Source organism: Streptomyces sp. NPDC047028 (assembly GCF_040644095.1).
Taxonomy (GTDB): Bacteria; Actinomycetota; Actinomycetes; order Streptomycetales; family Streptomycetaceae; genus Streptomyces.
In genome coordinates, this window is sequence record NZ_JBEYVS010000041.1 from 48,803 (window position 1) to 70,662 (window position 21,860).

The window sequence follows — 21,860 nt, forward strand, 5'->3', positions numbered from 1 at the left end:
TCCTCGCGGACGCGTGCGGGATTGTCGGTAGAGGCCATCAGCAGGGACGAGTGTCTGCGGTTGCGGCGAGCCCCATCGCCGTGTCGATGCCTTCATTGTGCGGGCCGCCGACAGGGACGGGCAAGCCGATCACAGGACGTGTCCCGGGCAGGACCCACCGTCTCGTCACGGGGTCGCGCTCCACACCTCGGGCCCGGCGCCTCGCCACTCGACCCATTCGGGATCGTCCAGCCGTACCTCGTCCGGATCCAGCCCCGCCTCCCACACCAGCCACAGGACGTCCACCCGGTCACGCGCATACCCCATGGTGTGGCCCTCCACCGTGACCCGGCGCCCCGACGGCCCGGAGGACCTCGGCGGATACACGACCACGGCGGCGAACCCGTTTGGCACTTCTCCTCACCTCGGAAGCGGCCCCGCAACAACCGACCGACGCGGATCCCGTACGGGGGGCTTACAGGTAGTCGCTCGTACCACTCTCGTCCGGCAGCGACCTGGGCACCATCACCAGCGGCAGCCACGTACCGACGCCGAACGCCGATGCGGCCATCACGAAGAACGGCAACGACCAGCCCAGCACCAGCTCGGCGGCGCCGGCCAGGACCGCTCCGCCCACCAGGCACAGCACCAGCAGGGCCACGAGCCCGACCAGGCCTGACATCCACTTCGGCCTGGCCCCTGCGCCGGCGCGGCCACGTCCGCTGTATTCAGTCATGCGACGGCCCTCCTGCTCCGATCGACAGGGACCGTTGGCGGCATGACCGCGGGCAACGGCGGGCCCCTCCGCCGTATTCGCTTTCACAGTAGAAGGAGCGCATGCCCCGGACAACCCGGGCGACCCGGACTGGCCGTCAAGGCCGCGGCCGGGTGCCTCGACACCTGGCCGCCGAGTTGCCCGCCCGGCGCCAGGAACCCTACAGCCGGGACGAGTTGCTGGCCCTGGGCTACAACGCGGGCGGCTCCAACATGCTGGCCTTCGCCCGCGGGGCCACGCCCGGCGCCCGATCCTTGGCTTCGTCGAACGCTGCCCGGTGCAAGTTGCCGATCCCGAAGGCGGCGCCCGGGCCGTGGCGCTGCCGTGCCCGCTCGAAGGCGCGGTCGTGCGGCTTCAGGCCTCGTTGTAGAGCACGGGCATCGGTAACCGCGCGTCAATTCCCGCCCGTCGGGCGGAGCGCGACTGACCTGGGTCGCGCAGTCGGCCGGGTCGCATACCCCGAATGCGGGCGCCGGTTTCGATCGGCCCGGGGCCGGTGAAATGCCCCGCGTGGCGGGAGAGGAGGATGCGCCTTCCGGGTGAAGCATGCCGTCATCGTGCGCACGGTCGAGCGCTGGGCGGACGAACGCGCGGCGACCACGCCCGGGTGGCTCACGCCGTCGGCAAGGCGGCCCTTGCTGCGCACGCCGCCCCAGCCGCGTCCGTCCACGAGCGAACCCTCGCCGTGGGCCTCGGAATCTTCGGCCGTCGCACACGGCTTGGCGGGGGCGGGGCCCGTCCCGCGCCGTGTCGCCGCGCTTCTGGCTCCGCCGCCGCGTCCCCGTCTCCTCCTGGCTCGCGTCATCACCGGTGCTGTTCTCGTTGCACCGGTCCTGTCCGCGACCTGCGCGCACGCCGAACTGGGACCCGGTACTCATGTGCCGACCTCCCGACGTGCTGGGCTTTGGGGGCTACGCCTCGTCCAGCAACCCGGAACAGACGCCGAACACATACAGCCTGCCGACGGTTCCGGCCTGTGAGCAGAACGCGGCCATGTCCCCGTGCGAGAGGGACTGCCAGCACAACACGTCCCCTGCGGCCAGCGCACGTTCAGCTACCGGCCCCAAGGTGTCCGGCGGGTGCGTCTCCACCTCCTGGCGCAGCGCCCGCAACTCCCGGACCACGTCTTCCCCGTCAGCCGGGGCCGCCGTCCCCAGTTCGGCGATCAGCTGGGACAGCTCACCGGCGACGTACTGCCGTGTCATTGTTCTCGCCACCGTGCCTCGTCTACCGCGCATGGCCTGAGGCGCCGTCCCACGGACGTGTCGCACATCGGGCAAAGTCCCGTGTCGTCCGGGTACATCGGTAGTGAACAGCGGGGCACCTGATCTTCTCGGAGCCTCCTCGCCACCCGTGTCCCGGGACGGCAGGACCAGCGCGTTCTCTGAATCCGGCCGTGAGGCGGTGAGTCCGCTCGGGGGGGGTGACGGTACCGCCCCACGGCGTTGCGCGTAGAGGCCATCAGCACATCATGTGCGGTAAAGGCGAGCCTCATCACCCGGATTCCAGTGTCCGCCGACGGACAGCAGCGCGCCACTTCGATGCACCAGCCCACGTCAAGCCGACGACACTGTCGGACCTGCCATCTTGACCACTGAGCCAAGCGCCTGTTCACTCGACGTGGCGATGGATCCCGCCTGGACCTCAACGGTCCGAACCGCCCTGCCGGGTTGATGGTTCCTGACCATGGTCGGGAACGCATGCCCCAGTGGAGGTGCACAGGTGGAAGGAGCCGGGATCTGCCACCAGCCCGCCCGGTCGGCGCCGCAGCCCCAGCTCGGTGGCAGGGGCGTCGCCACCCGGCCCCGTGCCACGCAACGCGTCGTGCGCCCCGCCTGTCGTGAGGCCGAGCGCGGTGGCCAGCACCCGACCGCGGGCAGGCACAACCTGAAGACGGGCTGGAGCCGCGTCCCTGGACACCCCGTGGCTCCAGCCTCCAGCCCTTTGACGCGGCTCCCACCGGAGATGACCACCCCCGGTCCCGGCCGCGGAGAGGGGCTTCACGGGGGCGCGTCGCTCAAGCGGCGACGCGCCCCCGTCTGGACCACGGATGGCACACAACGGCGTCCGCTCTCGGCCGTGCGCAAAGAGCACGCCAAGCACGGCCGTACTCCCGATGGGCACGATCGTTCTCGGCTGGGTGAGGCACCCCGGTGTTTCAGCGGATCGTGAGGATGATGAGGTCAGTGACGCCCAAGCCGCCGCGGCACCCGTGTGACAAGCCGTAGCGAGACAGGAGGGACCAGGGCCGTGACGGACCGCGTTCGCGTCTGCAGCGCCGGAACCCGCTTCGCCGCTGGGCTGCTGACCACGGCCGAGCTGTCTGTTGCCGCACGGCGTGGGGACGCTCTGGTGCCCTTCGACCGGCGCATGACACTGCCCGCTCCGGTCACCCGCACCGGCAGACGGGCATGGCTGGCGGTAACGGCACTGGGCTCGCGCCCAGTGGCGTACGGGCTGGTGGCCGCCCGGTGCCTCCTGCCCGAGCGGACCGGACGGTCCGCCCTCGACCGCTATCTGCCCGTGCTGGTCCTGGCGGGCGGGGACGCGGCGCGCACGGTGCTGTGCCGCGCCGTCGACCGCCCGCGTCCGCCGGCCGAAGAGCGACTCGCGCCCTGTGACGGCGCGAGTTTCCCTTCCCGGCACACCGCCCTGGCTCTGATGGCGACCGGGCTGGCCACCGGAGCGGGGCCGGCTGTCGCCGGAGCCGTGGGCGCGGCCGTCGGGCTCAGCCGTATCGCTCTGCGGGTGCACTGGCCCACCGACGTCGTCGGTGGCTGGCTGTTCGGCCACGGCTGGCTGGCCGCCGCCGAGATGGCCGGCGCCTGCCGCTCTCGGAGCGGACCGGCGATTCAGGGTCCCTTCGGGTGATCTGCGGGCTGTCCCGTTGACGGGCACGGGGCAGACGTCCACGATGGTGGACAGGCGATGAGGCTCGCCTTCAACCGCGGCGTTCTCCTGGGCCGCTGATGGCTTCTACCGATGGACCGCACCGCTTCCGCGGTGCCCTCACGGTGGAGGCAGACGCGATGACAGCCGAACGTACGACCTCTTCAGGCGGTGAACCCGCCCGTTCCCGATCCTGGCGCCCGTCCCGCCACCGGGGGCGGGCGGTTCGGTGAGCGCCACCCTGCCGGTGCCGCTGGTGCAGGCCCTCCAGCCGATGACGGTGCTGGTGGCCGCACCAGGCCTGTCCGGGGTGATCGCCAAGGTGGAGGCCCGGCTGCAGGGGCGACGTGGGCCGCGGGTGCTCCAGCCGTACTACGACCTGTCCAAGCTGTTCCGCAAGGAGTCGCTCGCCCCGGCGGGCGCGAGCTGGTTCTTCCTCGCCGCACCGGTGGTGGCGATGACCTGCTATCTCACCGTGCCCCTGCTGATCCCGGTGCTGACCAGCTTCGGGCTGCCGCTGGGCTACATGGGCGACATCATCGGCGGCGGCTTCCTGCTGGCCCTGGCGAGCTTCTCCGTGGCGGTCGCGGCGGTCGAATCCGGCGGTCCGTACGCGCAGTTGGGCGCCTCGCGGGCGAAGACGTTCGGGGCGATCACCGAGCCGGTGGTGCTCTTCGTGGTGTTCACCGTCGCGCTCGTCACCGCGACCGACCTGCCGTACGCGCAGGCGGCCACCGTCCGCTCCTCCGCCGACCAGATCGTCCGGCCCGCCCACCTGCTGGCGAGCGTCGCCCTGTTCCTGGTGATCCTCTACGAAACCGGCCGCATCCCGGTGGAGACCCACACCGGGACGAACGAGTTCGGCATGATCGAGGAGGCCCGTTCCTTCGAGCACTCCGGGCCGTACCTCGCACTGCTGAAGTGGGGCTCCGCCTGCAAACAGCTGATCCTCTACACCCTCCTGATCGACCTCTTCGTCGCCCCCTGGGGCCTGTCGTCGAGCACCGGGGCCGGCTCGGTCGGCCTGGCGATCCTCGCGCTGCTGGGAAAGTCGGTACTGCTGGGCTGTGTGGTCGCGGTCATCGACGACACCTTCGCCAAGCTCCGCCTGTTCAAGATCACAGAGTTCGTGGCGGCGGCCTTCCTGCTCGCCGTGCTGGCGGTGTTCACCCTCTACCTGGGAGGCGGCTGATGGCGGTCCTGGCTGTGGCGAACTCCGTGCCGAGCACGTTCGAGGGCACCACGAGCACGGTGGCGGTGCTGTTGCTGCTGACCGAGTTCGCGATGCTCCGCGCGGCGCTGTCACGCTCCCAGGTACGGCTCTACGCCGTCCAGTCGCTGCTGGTGTCGGTGCTGGCGGCGATCGTGGCCGCCGAGCGGGCGGTACCGGAGTTGTACGCGCTCGCGGTCCTGTCGCTGGTGTTGAAAGTCGTGGCGGTGCCGTGGGTGATCACCCGGCTGCTGCGCGACGCCCGGGTGGAGATCGCCGGGTCGGGGGCGCTGGGAGTCGCGCCCGCCACGCTGCTCGCGCTCGCCCTGGCCGGGTTCGGGTTCTTCGCGGTGGGCTCCCTGGACATCCACAGCCGCTTCCTGCCGCCCGCTTCGCTCGGCCTGTCGGTGGCGATCGTACTGGTGGCGTTCGTCCTGATGATCGTTCGCAGAGATGTGGTCTCGCAGGCCGTGGGCTTCTTCTCGCTGGAGAACGGGGTGTCGCTGGCCTCGCTGGTCGTGGCGGCGGGGATGCCGCTGATCATCGAGGTGGCGTTCCTCTTCGACCTTCTGGTGGCGGTCGTGGTGTTCGGGGTGCTGATGCGGGTGCACCACCACCGCACCGAGTCGCTGTCGACCGAGTCCCTGACCCTGCTGAGGGGGTGAACGGCCATGACGATCATGCTGGTCCTCCTGACGCTGCTGCCGCTGATCCCCGCCGTGGCGGCGCTGGTGACCCCCGCCCGCGTCACGCAGGCGCTCACGGTCGGCACCGGACTCGTGTGCCTCGGTCTCGCTGTGGCGCTCGTGCCCGGCGCCGGCCGTCGTGACCTGCGTGTCGGAATCCTGCGCGCGGACGCCCTGTCCGTGGTGTTCGTCCTGGCCACCGCCTTCGTGTACGCCGCCTGCGCGGCACACAGCGTCGGCTATCTGCACCATGACGAAAGAGCCCGTGACTTTCCCCGCTATGCCCGCCGCTTCTACGCCGGCTTCAACCTGTTCGCCTGGTCCATGCTGTGCGCTCCGCTGGTGGACGGGCTGGCCCTGCTGTGGATCGCCGTCGAGATCACCACGGTCGTCTCGGCGCTGCTCGTGGCGGTGGAGAACACCGAGGGCGCCACGGAGGCCGCATGGAAGTACGTGCTGATCGCCTCCGCCGGGCTCGGTGTGGCCCTGCTCGCCACCATCTTCATGTACTACGCGGGGGCCCAGGTCCTCGGGCAGACCTACGATCTGTCCTTCGATCCCCTGGTCAAGGCCGCGCCGCGACTGCCCGACACGCCGGTGCGGCTGGCGTTCGTCCTCGCGGTCCTCGGTTTCGGCACCAAGGTCGGACTGGTACCGGTGCACACCTGGCTTCCGGACGCGCACGCCGAGGCGCCCACCCCGGTCTCGGCGATGCTGTCCGGTTCCCTGCTGGCCGTCTCCTTCTACGCGGTGCTGCGCTACTACCAGATCACCGCGGGGGCGGTCGGCACTCACTTCCCGCGCACGGTCCTGCTGGTCTTCGGCATCGCCTCGCTGCTGCTGGCCGCCCTCTACCTGCTCGACCAGCACGACATCAAACGCCTCCTCGCCTACTCCAGCGTCGAGCACATGGGCATCCTCGCCATCGGCGTCGGTTTCGGCGCCGCCCTGGCGCTGACCGGCGTCCTGCTGCACGTGCTGGCCCATGCCGCGGCCAAGGCGAACGCGTTCATGGGGGCCGGCGTGCTGGTGCGCAAGTACCGCACCAAGGAGATCCGGAACCTGCGCGGTGGAGCAGATCTGTTGCCCTGGTCCGCGCCGCTGTTCCTGACCGCCGTGCTCGCGCTGTCGGCGATGCCGCCGTTCGGGATCTTCCGCAGCGAGTTCCAGATCGTGGCCGGCGGCCTGCGCTCGGGCCAGTACGGGCCGGCCGCCGCCCTGGTGGTACTGGTGACCGTCGCGTTCATGGGGCTGGCCATCGCCGCGACGCGTATCGTTCTCACCCCCATCTCCGGGCCGGCCGGAGGCGGGGGCCCGCAGGCTGGTGAACCCAGCGCCTGGATGATCGCGCCTGTGCTCGTGGGGGTGGCCGCGTTGGCGGTCCTCGGTCTCCATCCGCCGGCCGATCTGGCCCAGTTGCTCGCACGCGGCGCCGCCGAGTTGGGAGGCGCGGCATGACCGCCTCGCAACAGAGCTCCACCATCTACCGCTGGGAGCTGCCGACATGGCGCACCCGGCTGCTGGAGCGCACCGGTGGCCCGGACGGAGCACGGTTCGCCGGGCTGTTCGGCTTCGCCGAGGGCGACGGCAGCGTACGCCTCGCCGCCGCACTCTTCCCGCCGGAGGCCGAGGAGCCGCTGATCCTGGAAACCGTCCTGCCCGCCGCCGAGTTGTCGTACGAATCTCTCAGCCCGAGCCTGCCCGCCGGCTTCTGGTACGAACGCGCCCTGCACGACCTGTTCGGGGTCGAGCCCACCGGCCATCCCCGCCTCGACCCGCTGCTCCTGCCGCTGACCGACCCGGCCCACGCCCCGCTGCCGGGCACCGCCCGCCGCCCCAGGCCGCTCACCCCGGACGAGAGCGCCATCCCGCGGGCCGTGACCGGGCACGGCGTCTTCACCATCCCGCACGGCCCCGTGCGCTCCGGGGTGTTCGAGTCCGTCGAGTACCTGGTGGAGACCCCCGGTGAGGACATCCCGCGCATCCAGATCCGGGTCTTCCACAAACACCGCGGCGTGTCGAAGAGCTTTGAGCAACGCCGGCCGGCGGAGGCGGTGTTGGTGGCCGAGCATGTGGAGGGCATCGCCTCCGTCGCACACGCCCTGGCCTTCTGCCACGCCGTCGAACGCCTCGCCGGCATCGACGTGCCCTGGCCCGCCCGGCTGGTCCGCTCGCTGCACGCGGAGTTTGAGCGCGTCGCCAACCACCTCGACGTGATGGTGAAGCTCACCGACGCGGCCGGACTCGCGGTAGCCACCGCCCGGTTCGCCCTGCACAAGGAACGCGTGCTCCGGCTGGTCGGCGGACTGTGCGGCAGCCGCTTCGGCCGCGGCGTGGTCGTCCCCGGCGGTGTGCAGGCGCTCCCCGCACTGGGGCCGTACGACCTCGACCAGGAGCTTGCCCGCCTGCATCGGGGCATCGGTTCCGACTGGCGGGCAGCGATGAACACCCCCTCCTTCCTGGACCGGCTGCGCACCACCGGCTCGCTCGACCCCGTGCTCGCCCGGGCTCACGGCGCGCTCGGTCCGGTGGGTAAGGCTTCCGGCAGCGCACCCGACGCCCGCTTCGAGCGGCCGTACGACGCCTACACCTCCCTCGGCCTTGGCCCGCTCGTCGAAGAGACCACCGGGGACGCCCTGGCCCGCACCCATGTCCGGGGCAGGGAGATCGAGCAGTCCTTCCACCTGCTGCGGCAGATCACCGAGGAACTCCGGTACGCGGACGCTGCGGAGAGCATGGTCACACCGGTCCCCGGCGATCTCGACGGCGAGGTCGCCGGCTGGGCCGAGGCACCACAGGGCGAGGTGCTGTACTTGGTGCGGTTCCAGGACGGCCGGGTGGCGCGGTGCGTTCCTCGTTCGGCCTCGTTCCACAACCTCGTCCTCCTGCACGAGGTGTTCGCCGGGGACATCCTGACCGACTTCCCGTTCATCGAAGCGAGCTTCGGTCTGTCCATCGCGGGGGTGGCGCTGTAATGCCCTGGTTCTGGCGCGGCCTCCGCGAGGGCGTGGTGACCACGCCCTACCCCAAGCAGTCCGACCCGTACGCCGATGCCTTCCCGGCTGCCGTCGCCGTACGGGAGGACGCGCCCGCCATCACGGCCGAGGCGGCCGAAGGGCTGTGCCCGACCGGCGCCATCACAGCCGACCCCGCCTCCCGCACGGCCCGAGTGGACCGGGGCCGCTGCATCCTGTGCGGACACTGCACCCGGGGCCGGCCGGACGTGTTCAGCCTGGCACACGGCGCGGAGAGCGCTGTCACCGGCCGCTCCTCCCTCACGGTCCCGCAACTGGAGGAAACCGACGAGGCCCTGGCAGCGACCCGGCGCGAACTGGCCCGGCGCACCGGGGCGTTCCGCCGCTCCCTGCACATCCGGCACGTCGATGCCGGGTCCGACGGCAGCGAGGAATGGGAGATCCTCGCCCTCCTCAACCCCGTCTACGACATCCACCGGCTCGGCATGTTCTTCACCGCCAGTCCCCGCCACGCCGACGTCCTGTTGGTCACGGGCGCCGCAGCCCGCGGCATGGCGGCACCCCTGCGCCGCACGTACGAGGCCACGGCGCAGCCGGTCGTGGTCATCGCGGCCGGTACCGACGCGTGTAGTGGCGGCATCTACGGTGACAGCTACGCGACCCACGACGACGGCATCCGCGACGTGGTGGACGTGGACATCTGGGTGCCCGGCTCGCCACCCAGCCCGTTTTCGCTTCTGCACGCCCTGCTGCTGGCCACCGGCCGGCTCTCGGCCTCCGGAAAGGAGGCGGAAGCATGACGGCCTTGATCGCCACAGGGCTGCTGCTGTTCGCTGCCGCCGCTCTCGCCGATGTGCTGGTGGGTGCGATGCCGGCGCGCGTACGGCTCACGCCGCTGCCCTACCTCGGGTGCGTGGCAGGTTCCGGATGTCTTGCCGCAGCAGGCGCGTGGGCCCTGAGCGACTCCGGCCGGAGCGCGCGGCTGAGTTTCGGAACCTGGCTCGGCTTCGGACCCAGCCACCTCACCGTCGACCGCCTGACCGCCCTGTTCTGGCTGCTCACCTTCGCCGTCGCCGTGGCCGCCTGCCTCACCGCGGCGGGCTGGGCTCCAGGACGTCTCCACGAGCGTGGTCCGGCCGCCTACACAGGGCTGATCCTCGCCGCCGTCGCGGTCGTGGAGAGCGCCGACAACGCGTTCCTCTTCCTGCTCGCCTGGGAAGCCCTTACCGCTGGTTTCTACCTCGTGGCCGGCGCGGACCGCCGTCGGCCGAACTCCACTGCTGACGCCGTGGCCACCTTCGCCTTCGGCAAGGTCTCCGGCGCCGCTCTCCTCGTCGGCCTGCTGCTTCTCGCCTCCCGCAGCGGCAGTTTCGCTTTCGCCGACTTCGCCCGCGTCCCGCCGGGCGTGCTGCACACCACCGCCTGGACATTGCTTGTGGTCGCCTTCGCGGTCAAGGTCGGCCTGGTCCCGGTCCAGGTGTGGCTGCCCCGCGGCTATGCCGCCGCCCCCGCCGGACTGCGTGCGGTAATGGCCGGGGTCGCGGTCAACGCGGGCTTCTACGGCCTGTGGCGCACCCTGGACCTGCTCGGCCACCCACCCGCGTGGCTCGCCCTCACCTTGCTCCTGGTCGCCGCCCTCACCGCCCTGCTCGGCATCGCCCATGCCGCCGTCCAGGGGCGGCTGGAGCGGGTCATCGCCTACTCCAGCGTCGAGAACGCCGGACTGATCTGCACCGGCTACGCGGTCGCCCTCGTCGGCGCCCGTTTGAACCAACCCCGCCTGGTGGCCGTCGGGCTGCTTGCCGCCACACTCCAGGTCACCGCGCACGCCATCGCCAAGACGCTGCTGTTCGCCGGGGCCGCCTCCCTGGAATCCGCCGTCGGGACGGGTGACTTGGAGCAGCTGCGGGGTATGGCCCGGCGCCTGCCCTGGGCCGGGACCGGCCTCGCCATCGGTGCGATCACCCTGGCCGGGCTGCCGCCGACGGCCGGGTTCGTTTCCGAGTGGTACCTGCTCGAATCACTCATGCAGCAGTTCCGGCTGCCCCACATCCCCTACGCGCTCGCCCTGGCCGCCGCCGGCGCACTGATCGCGTTGACCGTCGGCTTCGCCTCCGTGACGTTCGTACGCATCGTCGGCATGGTCGTCCTCGGCCCGCGGACGGAGCAACGGCCCGCACGCGAAGATCAGCGCGCCGACCTCGGCGCCACAGGCCGTGGGGGCATGCTCCTACTCGCGGTCGGGGGCCTGGCGATGGCCGCGCTGACCCCCCTGGAACTCCGCGTGCTCATCACCGGTTTGTCCGGCCTCGTGCCCGCCCGGGAGAGCCGAGGAGCGTTGAAGTCCCCTTGGGTCACCCAACCGGTCTACGGCGACTTCTCCATCCTGTCCGCGTCATGGCTGTGGGTGGTCATGCCGCTGATCCTGATCGCCGTGGCAGCCGTCCTTCTGCTCGGCGCCTCCCGCGGCCGGGCCCTGCGTGTACGCCGGGTACCGGCCTGGCGCTCGGCCAGCGGCGGAGTGCACGGCGACGACCAGTACACGCCCTTCGGCTACGCCCATCCCACCCGCCGCATCCTGGCAGCCGTCCTGCTCACCCATACCCGCACGACCCCCATGGCGGCCACCACCGCACCGGCCCACGAACCGGACCCCGCGACGGAGATCCGGCCGACCGTGACCCAAGCCGCCCTGGGCTACTCCTCCGACGTGGTCGAGGTGGTGGAGACCTACGTGTACCGGCCACTGACACGGCCGTTGCACATGCTCGTCAAGGCGGCGAAGCGGCTGCAGTCCGGCCGCCTGGACGCGTACCTCGCCTACATGCTCATCGCCCTGGTCGCCGTGCTCGCACTGGTGACGGCCCTGGCATGACACCCGGCACGAGACAGGAGAGGCCGCGATGCCCGTATCCCCCTTCCACCGCATCCTCGTCGGCTGGGACGCCTCACCTGCCGCCCACCACGCGCTCGCCCTCGCCATGACCCTCGCCGACGGAGACGGGATCGTCATCGCCCGCGCCGTCCTCACTCCCTCCCCGCACACGGAGACCGGCGGCGAGCGGCAGCGCGACCTCGAAGCCCAACGACGCTGGCTGCGGGAACAGTTCGACACGGCTCTGGCCACCACGGCCACCCACGGTGCCCGCGTGCGCCTCGAATGGGGAGAGACCCCGGGAATCCCCGACGACCTGCACGCCTGCGCCCGCCTCCACGGCTGCGACCTCATCGTCCTCGGCCGCCACGGTGAGGACAGCCGCCTGCGCACCGGCGGCCTCGGCCCCGTGGCCCGCGCCGTCAGCCAGGACGCCCGCCTGCCGGTCCTTCTGGTCGGCCCACCCGACGCGCACGACGAGTGACGCTTACCGCACTCCTGCCCGAGCGCGAGGCGCGAGAGGCATCGGCTCATGCCGGCCTCGCCTCCAGGGTTGCCGGCGATTGTTGGGGCGGCACCATGCATCACATGCGGAAGTGGTGGTGCGCCGGGAGGAACCCCCGTGAACGCAGGGGACTTTCGCCGGAAAGCTTCGGGTGAGGACGGGCCACGGAGGGATGGCCCGGCGGCGCCGCGTCCGGGGTCCGGAGTCCGTGTTCCGGGGTCCAGCGAGGGTGACGCCGGTCGGGCGGGGCCGGCGGCGATCTTGGCCCCAGTCGTTCCGGCCCACGTAGGAGAACGAGTTCCGCAGGAGGTGAACCACGCAGGTCGGACCACAGTGCGGAGCCACACGTAGTTCACCGCGTCCTGCAGTCCGGACAGGCCGTCCCATGGGACCTGCCGCCTGAGGTCACGCCGGAATTCATGGAGTACGCCGAGTACTTCAAAGCACCACCACGAGAGCTCCGCTGCTGGGTAGCGAAACGACGGCGTCAGATATGACAAGTGGCGCGACAGAATGCGCTTCCACATCAGCGGAAGGAGACCGGACCGTCGGGAAGCCAGTCTTCTACGTAACCAGACACGAGAAGGGCCACGCCTTCCGGAGAGATCTCCTTATGCCGAGTCGTCACTTGACTGAGCTTCTTCAGCGTTGCCGCTCCAGGGTGAGTACATCTTTGGCGATTGACGTCATGCGGTTCGGGCTGCAGCGGGACCTGCGGAAGATCCGCCAGGACTTCAGGCTGGCGACACCGCGTTCGACCGGTGCCCTCGCTGCGGCCAGGGCCCGGTTGACGGTCTTCTCGGTGGGGGTGAGTTCCTGCAGGGGCCTGCGTTTGATGCCAGTGGTCAGCCAGGGGCCGCCGCCCTGGTAGGCGAGATCGGCCAGGATGGGGACGCCTTGGCGCTCGCAGATGCGGATGATGCGGTGGGTGCGGGCGGCGGTCAGGTCGTGAGCTCGGCCCGGCAGCGCGGGTGAGAGCCACAGCAGCCGGCCCTCCGGATCGGTGATCACCTGCACGTTCACTCCGTGCCGGCGGTGCTTGTGGGAGTAGTCCGCGCGTGAGTCGCCGACCCGGTCGCACTCGGCGAGGGTGCCGTCCAGCAGGACGAAGTCGGGGTCGCTCTCACGCAGGACCTTCAGCAGGCCCGGCGCGCGTTCAGCGAGCAGGTGGATGACCGCGCTGGTGTAGGCGTGGGTGGTGGACTCGCTGATCCCGAACCCGGCAGCGATCTTCGCCAGGGTGACGTGTTCGCGCAGGTACACCAGTGCCACCATCGCGCGCTGAGACGGGCGGAGCTTGCAGCGCCAGTCGCCCTCACGGGTGACGAGGAGCATGGTGACCCACTCCACGAGCGCATGAGGCAGGTCGAGTGCGGCAGGATAGATGACCAACGAGGCCCCCGAGCAGCGTGATTGAGACGTCAGACATCTCGATCAACAGCCCGGGGGCCTCGCCCGTTTCGGCTCGCGGACCGACACCTGATCGGAGGCCACCTCGAAGAAGCTCACTCACGTCATTCAAGACAGCGACAGCCTCATGGCGCTTGGTCCCACGGCACTCACCATCGGATACGACGCCGTCATCGCTATCTGCCGCACCTGGCACAAGCCGCCCTCACCAGGGGCCCGCGCAGTCAGCGGGTGCTCCTACGTACTCGGGGCACCCCCTCCTTCGTTCCAGCTGGTGGTGGAAAGGCAGCGTCGGCGTCACCGGGAGCACTGTGGGTCCTGCCCGAACGACCAAATGGGTCACCCTCTAGACGCAGACCGGCGCGCCCACACCGTCAACACCCCACACCCGCCGCAAGCTCCCCCTTACAACACCCACCCCACCGAAAACCCAAAAGGGGAACACACGAGTATGCGCGCACAGACCCTCCTCGCCGCAACCATCCTCACCACCACCGCCTTCCTCGCCACCCCCGCGCACGCCACCACCGGCACCGGCAACGACGGCACCGGCAACGACGGCCCCAACGCCACCGCCACGGCCACCGCCGACAACGGCTCCAACGCCACCGCCAACGCCATGGCCATGGAAGACAACGACACCACCAGCGGAGCTCAAGGCTCCGTAGCTGAATTTACGTGCGTCTTGCTCAACGAAACTCCCAACGGAAACGTAGAGGGCACTGCTTGCTCCGGCCCGACGGGGCTCTTCTTCGGTCCGTCGGAATTCACAGCCACGCTCAGCGTTAACAGGTACTTCTGCCAGAGCGCTGTGCGAGTCGGCCGTCCCTCCACCGGGGTCAACGTAGTGGGACAGGACTGCGTCCGGACGGCGCCCTGATTTCGATCCCCTATGATGGTCCGCCGACGCACTCGGCGGACCATCACGCGCTCTGCGGCGGAGCCTCTTTCGGCTTGGAGGAGAAGGCGCTTTCGGCTTCGGATCGAGCATGACCCGCCGGCGCCGCCTGGCGGAGTGGACCGAGGCCGGCGTGCGGCCCCGGCCACACGAGGTCCTCCTGGCCAAGCTCCGCAGCACGAACACCCTGGACTTCTCCCGTGCGGCGGTCGATACCTCCCACATCCAGGCGTTAACCTCGCGCTTTCACGAGGTGGGGTGTCCGAGGCTTGATCAAATAAGCGGAGAGTGCTCCTGACCTGCAACGATGTGACTTGTCTAGGGTCATGTCGCCGTAGGGAAAGAAGCACTCTCCAGGTGAAGAAGCGTATCGGGTCCTACCCGTCTGTCCGCATCGAGGGCGGCGGCCGGGCGGTGGTTTCGCAGGCCGGGAGCGTGCTGCTGGTCGAGACCGTCCGCAAGGCCGGCTTGGACACCGCGATATCCGCGGCGCTGACGCCGTGGCGGAAGCCGCGGGCGGTGCACGATCCGGGCAAGATCCTGCTGGACGTGGCCCTGGCGGCGGCGCTGGGCGGAGACTGCCTCGCCGATGTCGGCATGCTGCGGGCCGAGTCGGCCGTGTTCGGGCCTGTCGCCTCCGACCCGACGGTCTCCCGCCTGATCGACACCCGCGCCGCCTCCGGCGACCGAGCTCTGCAGGCCATCCGGGCCGCGCGGGCCGAAGCACGCGAACGAGTCTGGCGGTTGGCCGACCGGGAAGCGCCCGATGCCGACGGGACGGTGACCGTCGATCTCGACGGGGTACTGGTGATCGCGCACTCCGACAAGGAGGACGCGGCCCCGACCTGGAAGCGGACCTGGGGCCACCACCTCCTAATGACGTTGTCAAGCCGCTGCTGCGACCGGGAGTTCACGTTGGTAGCACCGTCCGTCACGGATCAGGGCCCACAGAACGTTGACCCGTCGCCGGGCCAGCGCGAGGACGGCCTGGGTGTGTCGTTTACCTTCAGCGCGCTTGCGTTCGTAGAAGCGCCGGGACGCGTCGCAGTTGCGGATGCTGATCAGCGCGGAGGTGTAGAAGACGCGCTGCAGGCCGCGGTGGTAGCGCCGGGGCCGGTGCAGATTGCCGCTGACGTTGCCGGAGTCCCGGGGCACCGGGGCGACTCCAGCGAGGCTGGCCAGGCGGTCGGCGGTGCCGAAGCGGCTCATGTCGCCGGCGGTGGCGGCGAGGAACTCGGCGCCCAGGAGCGGGCCAATACCGGGCATGCTGGAGATCACTTCGGCGAGTTCGTGCTCGCGAAACCGGGCCGCAATGAGCTTGTCGATCTCGGTGATCTGCTCGTTGAGGCCCATCACCTCCTTCGCCAGGGTGAGGATCACCTGAGCGGTGATCTTCTCCCCGGGGACGGCGGTGTGCTGGCGCTCGGCCGCCTCGACGGCGGCTTCGGCGAGGGCTTCGGGGCTGCGGACCTTGCGGTTGCGCAGCCAGGTCTCCAGACGTCTGCGGCCGGTGCGGCGCAGGGCAGCTGGAGTTTGGTAGCCGGTCAGCAACGTCAGCGGGCCGACGTTGCCCAGGTCAAGGCTCCGCTCCAACGCTGGGTAAATGCTGGTGAGTTGGCCGCGCAGGCGGTTGACTCGGCGAGTGCGGTCGGCGTTCAGATCGGCCCGACGGTTGGTGAGGACCCGCAGCTCGATGGTGCGTTCGTCGTCCGGCCGCAGAACGGTCAGGTCACGGCGCATCCGAGCCTGGTCGGCGATGACGATGGCGTCCTTGGCGTCGGTCTTGCCGGTGCCCCGGTAACCGGCCGATGCCCGGTTGACCGCGAGGCCAGGGATGTAGAGCAGCTGCTGTCCGTGATTGAGCAGCACGCTGATCAGCAGCGTGGCCATGCCCTCGGTGACGTCGACCGCCCATACGACGTTCTCGTCGATGGCCAGGACGTCGGCGAGCAGGGCCAGCAGTTCCGGCTCGTCGTTCAGCACGCGGCGCGACAACAGCCGCTTGCCTTCGGCGTCCAGGACCACGCAGTGGTGATGGGTCTTGCCGATGTCCACGCCCGCTCATATCTGCGGCACGGGTTCCTCCGGTTCGTCGGTGTGCGCTGTCCTCCCGAACGACCTCGCCAGCGTGGTCCTACTCAGCGATGCACCCGCAGGGGCTCGCAGCTCCTAATCAGCGGCCGAGTCGTCGTGAGACACCGGGCGGCCAGGTGATGGGAACCATCGAGTGCAACCCGCTGAAAGCCATACCCGGTGTCTCTGGGCCTCTGGACCGTACGACGTCCCGTCCAACCCACCAACAACGTAGGACCCGCTGATGGGGTTCGTCGATCACGGGCAGGGCGGCACCGGAGAGCCGGTGGCAGCCCTGCTCAGGCCCGGGAACGCGGGCTCGAACACCGCCACCGACCACATCACCGCCACTCAACTGGCCCTGGCCCAAATGCCGAAGAAGTACCGGCGCGGACGTCAGACCCTGATCCGCACCGACTCCGCGGGCGGCACCCACGACTTCGTGTCCTGGCTCGCGAAGCGAGGACGCTGGTTGTCCTACTCGGTCGGCATGACGGTCACCGAAGCGATCCACGAACACGTGCTGAAGGTCCCCGCCCCGGCCTGGACGGCGGCCATCGAGACCGATGGTGAGGTCCGTGAAGGGGCCTGGGTCGCCGAGCTCACCGGCAGGCTGCTGGACGGCTGGCCCACGGGCATGCGGCTGATCGTCCGAAAGGAACGGCCGCATCCTGGGGCCCAGTTGAGGATCACCGACGCGGACGGTATGCGGATCACCTGCTTCGCCACCAACACCGCTGACCGGCCGATCGCCGAACTCGAGCTCCGCCACCGCCTGCGGGCCCGGGCCGAGGACCGCATCCGGGCCGCTCGCACGACCGGCCTGCGCAACCTGCCCCTGCACCACACCGCCCAGAACAAGGTCTGGCTGGAGGTCGTCCAGATCGCTCTCGACCTGCTGGCCTGGATGCCCATGCTCGCCCTGACCGGCCAGGCCCGCCTTTTCGAGCCCCGCCGGCTGCGATTTCGTCTGTTCTCCGCGGCCGCCCAGCTCGTCACCACCGGTCGGCGACGCATCCTCCGCCTCGCCCGCCACTGGCCCTGGACCCATGAAATTACCGGCGCCCTTGAGCGGCTTGCGCTCCTGCCGAACCCCGGCTGAACAGCAGATTCGCCTGTCCCTACGAGAAGAGGATCCAGCCCGGAGCAGTGGAACCCGGCGCCCACCCGAGGCGACACTCGGGCCGTCGGAATGCCCGCCATCAGCCACCGAGAGCGAAACGGTCCACCGACTCCGTCGGCGGACCGTCATGCAAGATCGAGGTTAGCGGGTTTCCTCCACCGCGAAGAGGGGTGTCCGGCCAAGTTCCCCCGAACGGGAGATCGGACAAGCATGCCCTTCTCGGACTCCTATCCAAAACCGCCGGAGCAGGGTGATCCCGCCCTATGCGCCGTCCTGGCGCGCCTGGGGTGGCAACGGCTGTTGACGGACCCCGTTGTCGTCGAGGGGCCAGCCGACATGGCGGGGCCAGAGCATCTCGCCGAGAGCCGCCTCCAGGCTGGCCACGGTCAGCAGGTCGGGCCAGGTCGTACCGGCGAGAACGTTCGAGATGACCTGCCGGTTGACGCCGGAGGCCACAGCGAGCGCGTTCGCGCTCAGCTGCCGACGTTCCATCGCTTCGGCGAGGGCGCGGGCGACGGCCTGGCCGACCTGCGCGGGGCGGTAGCCGTCCATCACCGCATACGGCCACTCGCCGGCCACGGCGTACTCCCACGGCTTCTTTCCACGTCTCGTTCCTCCAGGCACGCGACCAGTGTGACGGACGAGGCTGCGACATGCGCATCCCACCCGGACATGCTATTCAAGCAGCAGGAAGGCGGTGGAGTCAGGTCAGTGTCCACAAGCAGAAAGTGCCGGGAAGTGATTGCTCAGCGAAAGGAAGGTGAGGGGCCGTGACGACGGGGCGTTCCCTGCTGGCGGTCGACGAGAAGCTGATGCCCACGCGCAAGATGCGTGCCGATCAGCAAGTAGCCGTGATCAGAGCGGCTTGTGTGTCGACAGATCCCGTCGGCGCCGCTCAGTTGGCGGAGGCCACCGGGTTCACCGCGAAGAACTGTGGGCTTGTGCCCGTCTTCGCTCTCAACACCGGGCTGCTGGAAAAGGCACACCGGCCGACGATGTACCTCCCGAGCCGGAAAGGAAGGGCCGTTGCCCGCGCCTTCGCCATCAGCGAGGCAGCTGGTCTGGAGGCCCTGCGCAGCGTGTGGCGGGGGCTGTGGTTCGGCCGTGCCATGCGGGAACGGACGGCTCACGGTCGCGTCACCCGCGACGGCCTGGTCGCCAAGCTGCTGCTGGCCGCACGGGCCACCGAGAGCCGGATCCGGCAGGCACACGTTCTCCTTGATCTGCTGGTCGTCGTGGGCATGATCGTCCCCGACGGTGACGGATTTTTGAGCTGGTACGAGGGCGCCGCCCACCTACAAGACGTGCTGCCGCCCGCCCCCGTGGCCGACGCGGCTGACCCCACGGCCCCAGTCACCCGCGAGCCCCGGTCCCCGCTCTTCAGTGACGCCACGGCGGACGGCCCCGCCTCAAGCATCGGCCGCCGGACGGGACCGGAAACCGTCTGCCCGCCCATGGCCGAACCGAAGACCCCGGAGACGCCCGGGACCTCAGCGGCCCCGCCGCCGCGCCGTGCGACCGCGGCAGCCGAGCAGCCCCGATCCGCCTACGGCGCCGACGACAGGCCGAAGGGCCGCAGCGCGTCTTCGACCCCCCAGCGGGCCGCCAGATCGCGGGTGAAACCGACGAGATCCTTGGCGCCGATGCGCCCGGAACCCACCGACGTTCCGGCCTGGTCCTCGCCCTGCTCGCTGTCGGCCTCCGGTACAGCCGTGCCATCCACGTTGTCGGTGGCGGCGGGCAGCACGGTGTCGATCAACTGCTCGGAACCCTCCGTCGCGTGGGTCGTCTTCGGGATGGGCGGTTCTCCGAGTTCGGCGGCCCGCGCCAGCCAGGGCTGTACGTCCTCCTCGAAGCCGTCCAGCCACCGTCCGCCGCCGGGCCCGGGACTCAGCGCCCGGCCGACCGCCCAACCGCACGCTGAGAACACCGGGGAGTCCAGCAGCAGCCGACCGTCATCGGTGACCGCCAGCGCGAACAGGGCGGAATCGCCGTCCATCCGCCCGTCCACGTCCTCCTCGTCCCGGCCGAAGACCTCCAGCAGGGTGTCGCGGACATCAGCGAGGGCGAAACAGCCGCCGTAGACGATGTGCTGCCGGACATACCCGGGATCCAGCGGAAGACTCCGCACGGGATGACCGTCCTCCCAGGGCAGAGCGCGGTCGGCCACGACCTCGTAGACCCGGTCACGCGACGACACACGCGGTACCTTCTGCGGACTGAACAGCTCCACCGCCCGCCAGTACCCGACCACCGAAGCCCGGCGTTCCCGCTCGCCGCTCATCCCACCCCCGACTTTCACCGGCCACGACCAGCCCAGGCTATAGGCCGTACCGCACCTCACGGCTACCAGGCGGGATCTGGCATCCGAAGGCAGCGACCGGTACTGACATTCAACGCCTCGGCCCGACGAAGCGGACACACCTGTGCCGGCGGATGGAGGGCCGTAGGCGCTCCCGTAATCCGTCCTGCCGAGTCCAACTGCAGCGTCTACTCACATCGCAACCCCTGCCCAACTCACCTTGCGAAACATGGCCTTGATGCGGGCGATGCGCACGTCACGCATGGGGTCCCCCGCTACGGTTGGTTTCCAGGCCGGGGCGTGTAGTCGTCCGGTGGGCGGCGCGTGAAGACGGGGAAGGTCAGGATGCTGGAGCTCATATCGCTGGCGACGGTTTCGGCGATGCTGGGGACCGTGGGTGCCGGAATGGGTAACGAGGCGGGGAAGAACGCGGCCCTGATGATCGGCGGGTTGGCGCGTCGGATCGCGGGGCGGGAGGTTCCGGCCCCTGAGCGGCCCTCCGAATGGGAGCGACTGGCCCGGCTGCTGTACGAAGGAGCGTTGCGCAATATGGAGCACGCTCGTGGGCTGGTCGAGTTGGAAGCGCTGGTCAGCAGGGCGTTGGCCCAGGTGCGCATCCGCACTTCTCCGCAACTGCCCGACAGTCTCCGGGGCTTCGTCGATCGCGATAAGCTGATGCGGCAGCTTACGCGCGAGGCGTCCCGCAAGTTCGACGGACGTGCTCGAAGGGTTCATCTGTACGGGCCTGAGGGCATGGGCGGCACATCCCTCGCCCTGCGATGGGGGTGGCGCGAACTGCAGCGGTATCCGGACGGGCAGTTGTACGTGGACCTGGCCCAGGTGCCGGACCCCGCCATGGCTCTCCGACAAGCCCTGCGCAACCTCGGACTGGACTCGGAGGACATCCCGCCGGGCCTGGAGGATCGGATGGATCTCTTCCGCCGGCTTGTAGCGGACCGGCGGCTGCTCATCGTTCTCGACCACGTCCAGACAGCCGCGCAGGTGACGCCTCTGCTCGTCTCGGCGCCAGAGGTCTTCACCATCATCGTCGCCCACCGCCGCCTTCCCCGGACGGACGCCGAACCGATCGAGGTGGTGCCGCTGCCCGAGAAATACGCCGTCGAGTTGCTCACCGAAGTCGCGGGCGAGCGGACCGTCCAGGAAGCCCGCGCCCGCGCCATACTTCCGCAGGTGCTCGACCAATGCGGCGGATCCCCGTACGCGTTGAAGACGTTCGCGTCGCTGCTCGAAGGGCGCCTGGCAGAGGAAGGGATCCCCACCATGCCTGGGAACGAGCCGGCCTACGCCGCCGTGCAGGAGCAGTACCGTGCGCTCGGGCCGACCGCCGCCCGGCTGTACCGGCTTTCGGCACTGTGGCCGTGGCCGGCGCTCAGCCCGGCCGTGGCGGGGGCCATGGCCGAGGTCGAGGAGGCCGAGGCGGCCCGTATGCTCGCCGAATTCCTGGAGAAGGGGCTGGTTGAGGAGACCGGCTCCGGCCGCTACCGTTTTCGTCCTGCCGTGCGCCGGTACGCCGAGCAGGCTGCCGCGCGGGAGGACGGCATCCCCGCCTGCTCCAGGGCCGTGGTGCGCGCGGTGGAGTTGCTGTTGCCGTTCGCGGTGCAGGCCGACCGTGCCGCCCTGCCGGAACGCTGGCACGTGGGGCCGCTGTTCACCGTACTGCCTCCCGGTCCCTACGGGTCCAAGGGCGAGGCGATCGCCGCACTCGGCGCCGAGCTGGGCAATCTCGTTCAGGCGGTGTTCGCTGCCCAGGAGTACCGCCTCGGCGACACCGCGTGTCAGCTGTGCGAGGCCCTGTGGGCCCTGCAGCTCAAGGACGGCCGCCACGAAGAGATCCTGCCGGCGCTTCGGGTGGGCACGAAGGTCGCCGACGACATGTGTCCCGGCACCCGGATGGCGGCACGCATGCACAGCCTGCTGGCGATGGCCCTGATCGAGTCGCGGCAGTTCGACGAGGCGAAGATCCAGGCGGAGGCGGCTGCTGCGGCCGAGCGGCAGGCGGGGCACCAGCGCGGTCTGGCCACGGCCATCGAGACGCTGGGCCTTGTGAACCGCCCCGGGTTCGTTAGAGATCTCAGTTGGTGGCTGTGAGCTGGGGTTTCGTGGTTGCTCGGTAGTAGTTGGCTTCGTATTCGACGGGCG

Annotated in this window: 17 protein-coding genes, 4 pseudogenes and 4 riboswitches; of the genes and pseudogenes, 14 read left to right on the plus strand and 7 right to left on the minus strand. The window is 70.0% G+C overall.

The features are described 5' to 3' along the window. Positions 1-21 precede the first annotated feature (21 nt). Positions 22-89: riboswitch (Fluoride riboswitch) on the minus strand. 76 nt (positions 90-165) lie between these two features. Both ABZ854_RS29620 and ABZ854_RS29625 read right to left on the minus strand, forming a co-directional pair. Continuing rightward, positions 166-306 carry a hypothetical protein gene (locus tag ABZ854_RS29620; RefSeq protein WP_361216681.1) on the minus strand — a complete coding sequence of 47 codons (141 nt, stop codon included), beginning with the start codon at positions 304-306 and terminating at the stop codon, positions 166-168. A gap of 148 nt (positions 307-454) precedes the next feature. Beyond that, positions 455-715 carry a hypothetical protein gene (locus tag ABZ854_RS29625; protein WP_361216684.1) on the minus strand — a complete coding sequence of 87 codons (261 nt, stop codon included), beginning with the start codon at positions 713-715 and terminating at the stop codon, positions 455-457. Between the two features lie 129 nt (positions 716-844). On the opposite strand from ABZ854_RS29625, the pseudogene ABZ854_RS29630 reads away from it, so the two are divergent. Then, positions 845-1,005 (plus strand): annotated as a pseudogene (locus ABZ854_RS29630) (lytic transglycosylase domain-containing protein); the annotation flags it as partial. Between the two features lie 660 nt (positions 1,006-1,665). On the opposite strand, the gene ABZ854_RS29635 reads toward ABZ854_RS29630, so the two are convergent. Further along, positions 1,666-1,959 carry a hypothetical protein gene (locus ABZ854_RS29635; protein WP_361216687.1) on the minus strand — a complete coding sequence of 98 codons (294 nt, stop codon included), beginning with the start codon at positions 1,957-1,959 and terminating at the stop codon, positions 1,666-1,668. A 240-nt stretch (positions 1,960-2,199) separates the two neighbouring features. Beyond that, positions 2,200-2,262: riboswitch (Fluoride riboswitch) on the minus strand. Between the two features lie 105 nt (positions 2,263-2,367). Then, positions 2,368-2,444: riboswitch (Fluoride riboswitch) on the plus strand. A 560-nt stretch (positions 2,445-3,004) separates the two neighbouring features. Here ABZ854_RS29635 and ABZ854_RS29640 point away from each other — a divergent pair. From ABZ854_RS29640 to ABZ854_RS29675, 8 genes are all read left to right on the plus strand, one after another. Further along, positions 3,005-3,625, plus strand: a complete 621-nt coding sequence (locus ABZ854_RS29640) for a phosphatase PAP2 family protein (protein ID WP_361216690.1) — start codon at positions 3,005-3,007, stop codon at positions 3,623-3,625. 44 nt (positions 3,626-3,669) lie between these two features. Beyond that, positions 3,670-3,740: riboswitch (Fluoride riboswitch) on the plus strand. A gap of 132 nt (positions 3,741-3,872) precedes the next feature. Next, positions 3,873-4,835, plus strand: a complete 963-nt coding sequence (locus tag ABZ854_RS29645) for an NADH-quinone oxidoreductase subunit H (protein ID WP_361216693.1) — start codon at positions 3,873-3,875, stop codon at positions 4,833-4,835. Beyond that, positions 4,835-5,518: a hydrogenase gene (locus ABZ854_RS29650; protein WP_361216696.1), complete on the plus strand. Its 684-nt coding sequence runs from the start codon at positions 4,835-4,837 to the stop codon at positions 5,516-5,518. Before ABZ854_RS29645 ends, ABZ854_RS29650 begins: the two co-directional genes overlap by 1 nt. 6 nt (positions 5,519-5,524) lie before the next feature. Beyond that, positions 5,525-6,997: a proton-conducting transporter membrane subunit gene (locus ABZ854_RS29655; protein WP_361216699.1), complete on the plus strand. Its 1,473-nt coding sequence runs from the start codon at positions 5,525-5,527 to the stop codon at positions 6,995-6,997. After that, positions 6,994-8,514: an NADH-quinone oxidoreductase subunit C gene (locus ABZ854_RS29660; RefSeq protein ID WP_361216702.1), complete on the plus strand. Its 1,521-nt coding sequence runs from the start codon at positions 6,994-6,996 to the stop codon at positions 8,512-8,514. The genes ABZ854_RS29655 and ABZ854_RS29660 overlap by 4 nt, the downstream gene beginning before the upstream one ends. After that, positions 8,514-9,314, plus strand: coding sequence for an NADH:ubiquinone oxidoreductase (locus ABZ854_RS29665; RefSeq protein ID WP_361216705.1), 801 nt, complete (start codon positions 8,514-8,516; stop codon positions 9,312-9,314). The genes ABZ854_RS29660 and ABZ854_RS29665 overlap by 1 nt, the downstream gene beginning before the upstream one ends. After that, positions 9,311-11,389 carry a proton-conducting transporter membrane subunit gene (locus ABZ854_RS29670; RefSeq protein ID WP_361216707.1) on the plus strand — a complete coding sequence of 693 codons (2,079 nt, stop codon included), beginning with the start codon at positions 9,311-9,313 and terminating at the stop codon, positions 11,387-11,389. The genes ABZ854_RS29665 and ABZ854_RS29670 overlap by 4 nt, the downstream gene beginning before the upstream one ends. A 28-nt stretch (positions 11,390-11,417) precedes the next feature. Next, positions 11,418-11,873 carry a universal stress protein gene (locus tag ABZ854_RS29675; protein ID WP_361216710.1) on the plus strand — a complete coding sequence of 152 codons (456 nt, stop codon included), beginning with the start codon at positions 11,418-11,420 and terminating at the stop codon, positions 11,871-11,873. Positions 11,874-12,536: 663 nt separating this feature from the next. Here the strand turns inward: ABZ854_RS29675 and ABZ854_RS29680 are convergent. After that, on the minus strand, positions 12,537-13,286 hold the full coding sequence (locus tag ABZ854_RS29680; RefSeq protein WP_361216713.1) for a transposase family protein: 750 nt from the start codon (positions 13,284-13,286) through the stop codon (positions 12,537-12,539). 469 nt (positions 13,287-13,755) lie between these two features. Here ABZ854_RS29680 and ABZ854_RS29685 point away from each other — a divergent pair, with 469 nt between their 5' ends. The 3 genes and pseudogenes from ABZ854_RS29685 to ABZ854_RS29695 all read left to right on the plus strand — a co-directional run. Beyond that, on the plus strand, positions 13,756-14,184 hold the full coding sequence (locus ABZ854_RS29685; RefSeq protein WP_361216716.1) for a hypothetical protein: 429 nt from the start codon (positions 13,756-13,758) through the stop codon (positions 14,182-14,184). Between the two features lie 94 nt (positions 14,185-14,278). Beyond that, a pseudogene (locus ABZ854_RS29690) lies at positions 14,279-14,437 on the plus strand (IS5/IS1182 family transposase); the annotation flags it as partial. 122 nt (positions 14,438-14,559) lie between these two features. Beyond that, positions 14,560-15,078 (plus strand): annotated as a pseudogene (locus tag ABZ854_RS29695) (transposase); the annotation flags it as partial. 9 nt (positions 15,079-15,087) lie between these two features. Here ABZ854_RS29695 and ABZ854_RS29700 read toward each other — a convergent pair. Next, complete coding sequence (locus tag ABZ854_RS29700) at positions 15,088-16,257, minus strand: IS110 family transposase (RefSeq protein ID WP_361216719.1); 1,170 nt, start codon at positions 16,255-16,257, stop codon at positions 15,088-15,090. Between the two features lie 268 nt (positions 16,258-16,525). Between ABZ854_RS29700 and ABZ854_RS29705 the strand changes: the two are divergent. After that, positions 16,526-17,377 (plus strand): annotated as a pseudogene (locus tag ABZ854_RS29705) (IS1380 family transposase); the annotation flags it as partial. Positions 17,378-17,659: 282 nt separating this feature from the next. On the opposite strand, the gene ABZ854_RS29710 reads toward ABZ854_RS29705, so the two are convergent. Together ABZ854_RS29710 and ABZ854_RS29715 are read right to left on the minus strand one after the other, a co-directional pair. Beyond that, positions 17,660-18,022 (minus strand): helix-turn-helix transcriptional regulator, encoded by a 363-nt coding sequence (locus ABZ854_RS29710; protein ID WP_361216722.1) that lies wholly within the window; start codon positions 18,020-18,022, stop codon positions 17,660-17,662. 922 nt (positions 18,023-18,944) lie between these two features. Then, positions 18,945-19,598: a hypothetical protein gene (locus tag ABZ854_RS29715; protein ID WP_361216725.1), complete on the minus strand. Its 654-nt coding sequence runs from the start codon at positions 19,596-19,598 to the stop codon at positions 18,945-18,947. Between the two features lie 447 nt (positions 19,599-20,045). Between ABZ854_RS29715 and ABZ854_RS29720 the strand changes: the two genes are divergently transcribed. Beyond that, complete coding sequence (locus ABZ854_RS29720; RefSeq protein ID WP_361216727.1) at positions 20,046-21,809, plus strand: NB-ARC domain-containing protein; 1,764 nt, start codon at positions 20,046-20,048, stop codon at positions 21,807-21,809. The last annotated feature ends 51 nt before the right edge of the window (positions 21,810-21,860 follow it).

What these genes read in the sequence shown, in the direction of transcription:
- ABZ854_RS29665 (WP_361216705.1), top strand. Translation starts at nt 8,514, where the DNA reads ATGCCCTGGTTCTGGCGCGGCCTCCGCGAGGGCGTGGTGACCACGCCC.
- ABZ854_RS29620 (WP_361216681.1), bottom strand. Translation starts at nt 306, where the DNA reads ATGGGGTATGCGCGTGACCGGGTGGACGTCCTGTGGCTGGTGTGGGAG.
- ABZ854_RS29650 (WP_361216696.1), top strand. Translation starts at nt 4,835, where the DNA reads ATGGCGGTCCTGGCTGTGGCGAACTCCGTGCCGAGCACGTTCGAGGGC.
- ABZ854_RS29660 (WP_361216702.1), top strand. Translation starts at nt 6,994, where the DNA reads ATGACCGCCTCGCAACAGAGCTCCACCATCTACCGCTGGGAGCTGCCG.
- ABZ854_RS29625 (WP_361216684.1), bottom strand. Translation starts at nt 715, where the DNA reads ATGACTGAATACAGCGGACGTGGCCGCGCCGGCGCAGGGGCCAGGCCG.
- ABZ854_RS29720 (WP_361216727.1), top strand. Translation starts at nt 20,046, where the DNA reads ATGCTGGAGCTCATATCGCTGGCGACGGTTTCGGCGATGCTGGGGACC.
- ABZ854_RS29675 (WP_361216710.1), top strand. Translation starts at nt 11,418, where the DNA reads ATGCCCGTATCCCCCTTCCACCGCATCCTCGTCGGCTGGGACGCCTCA.
- ABZ854_RS29685 (WP_361216716.1), top strand. Translation starts at nt 13,756, where the DNA reads ATGCGCGCACAGACCCTCCTCGCCGCAACCATCCTCACCACCACCGCC.
- ABZ854_RS29655 (WP_361216699.1), top strand. Translation starts at nt 5,525, where the DNA reads ATGACGATCATGCTGGTCCTCCTGACGCTGCTGCCGCTGATCCCCGCC.
- ABZ854_RS29635 (WP_361216687.1), bottom strand. Translation starts at nt 1,959, where the DNA reads ATGACACGGCAGTACGTCGCCGGTGAGCTGTCCCAGCTGATCGCCGAA.
- ABZ854_RS29670 (WP_361216707.1), top strand. Translation starts at nt 9,311, where the DNA reads ATGACGGCCTTGATCGCCACAGGGCTGCTGCTGTTCGCTGCCGCCGCT.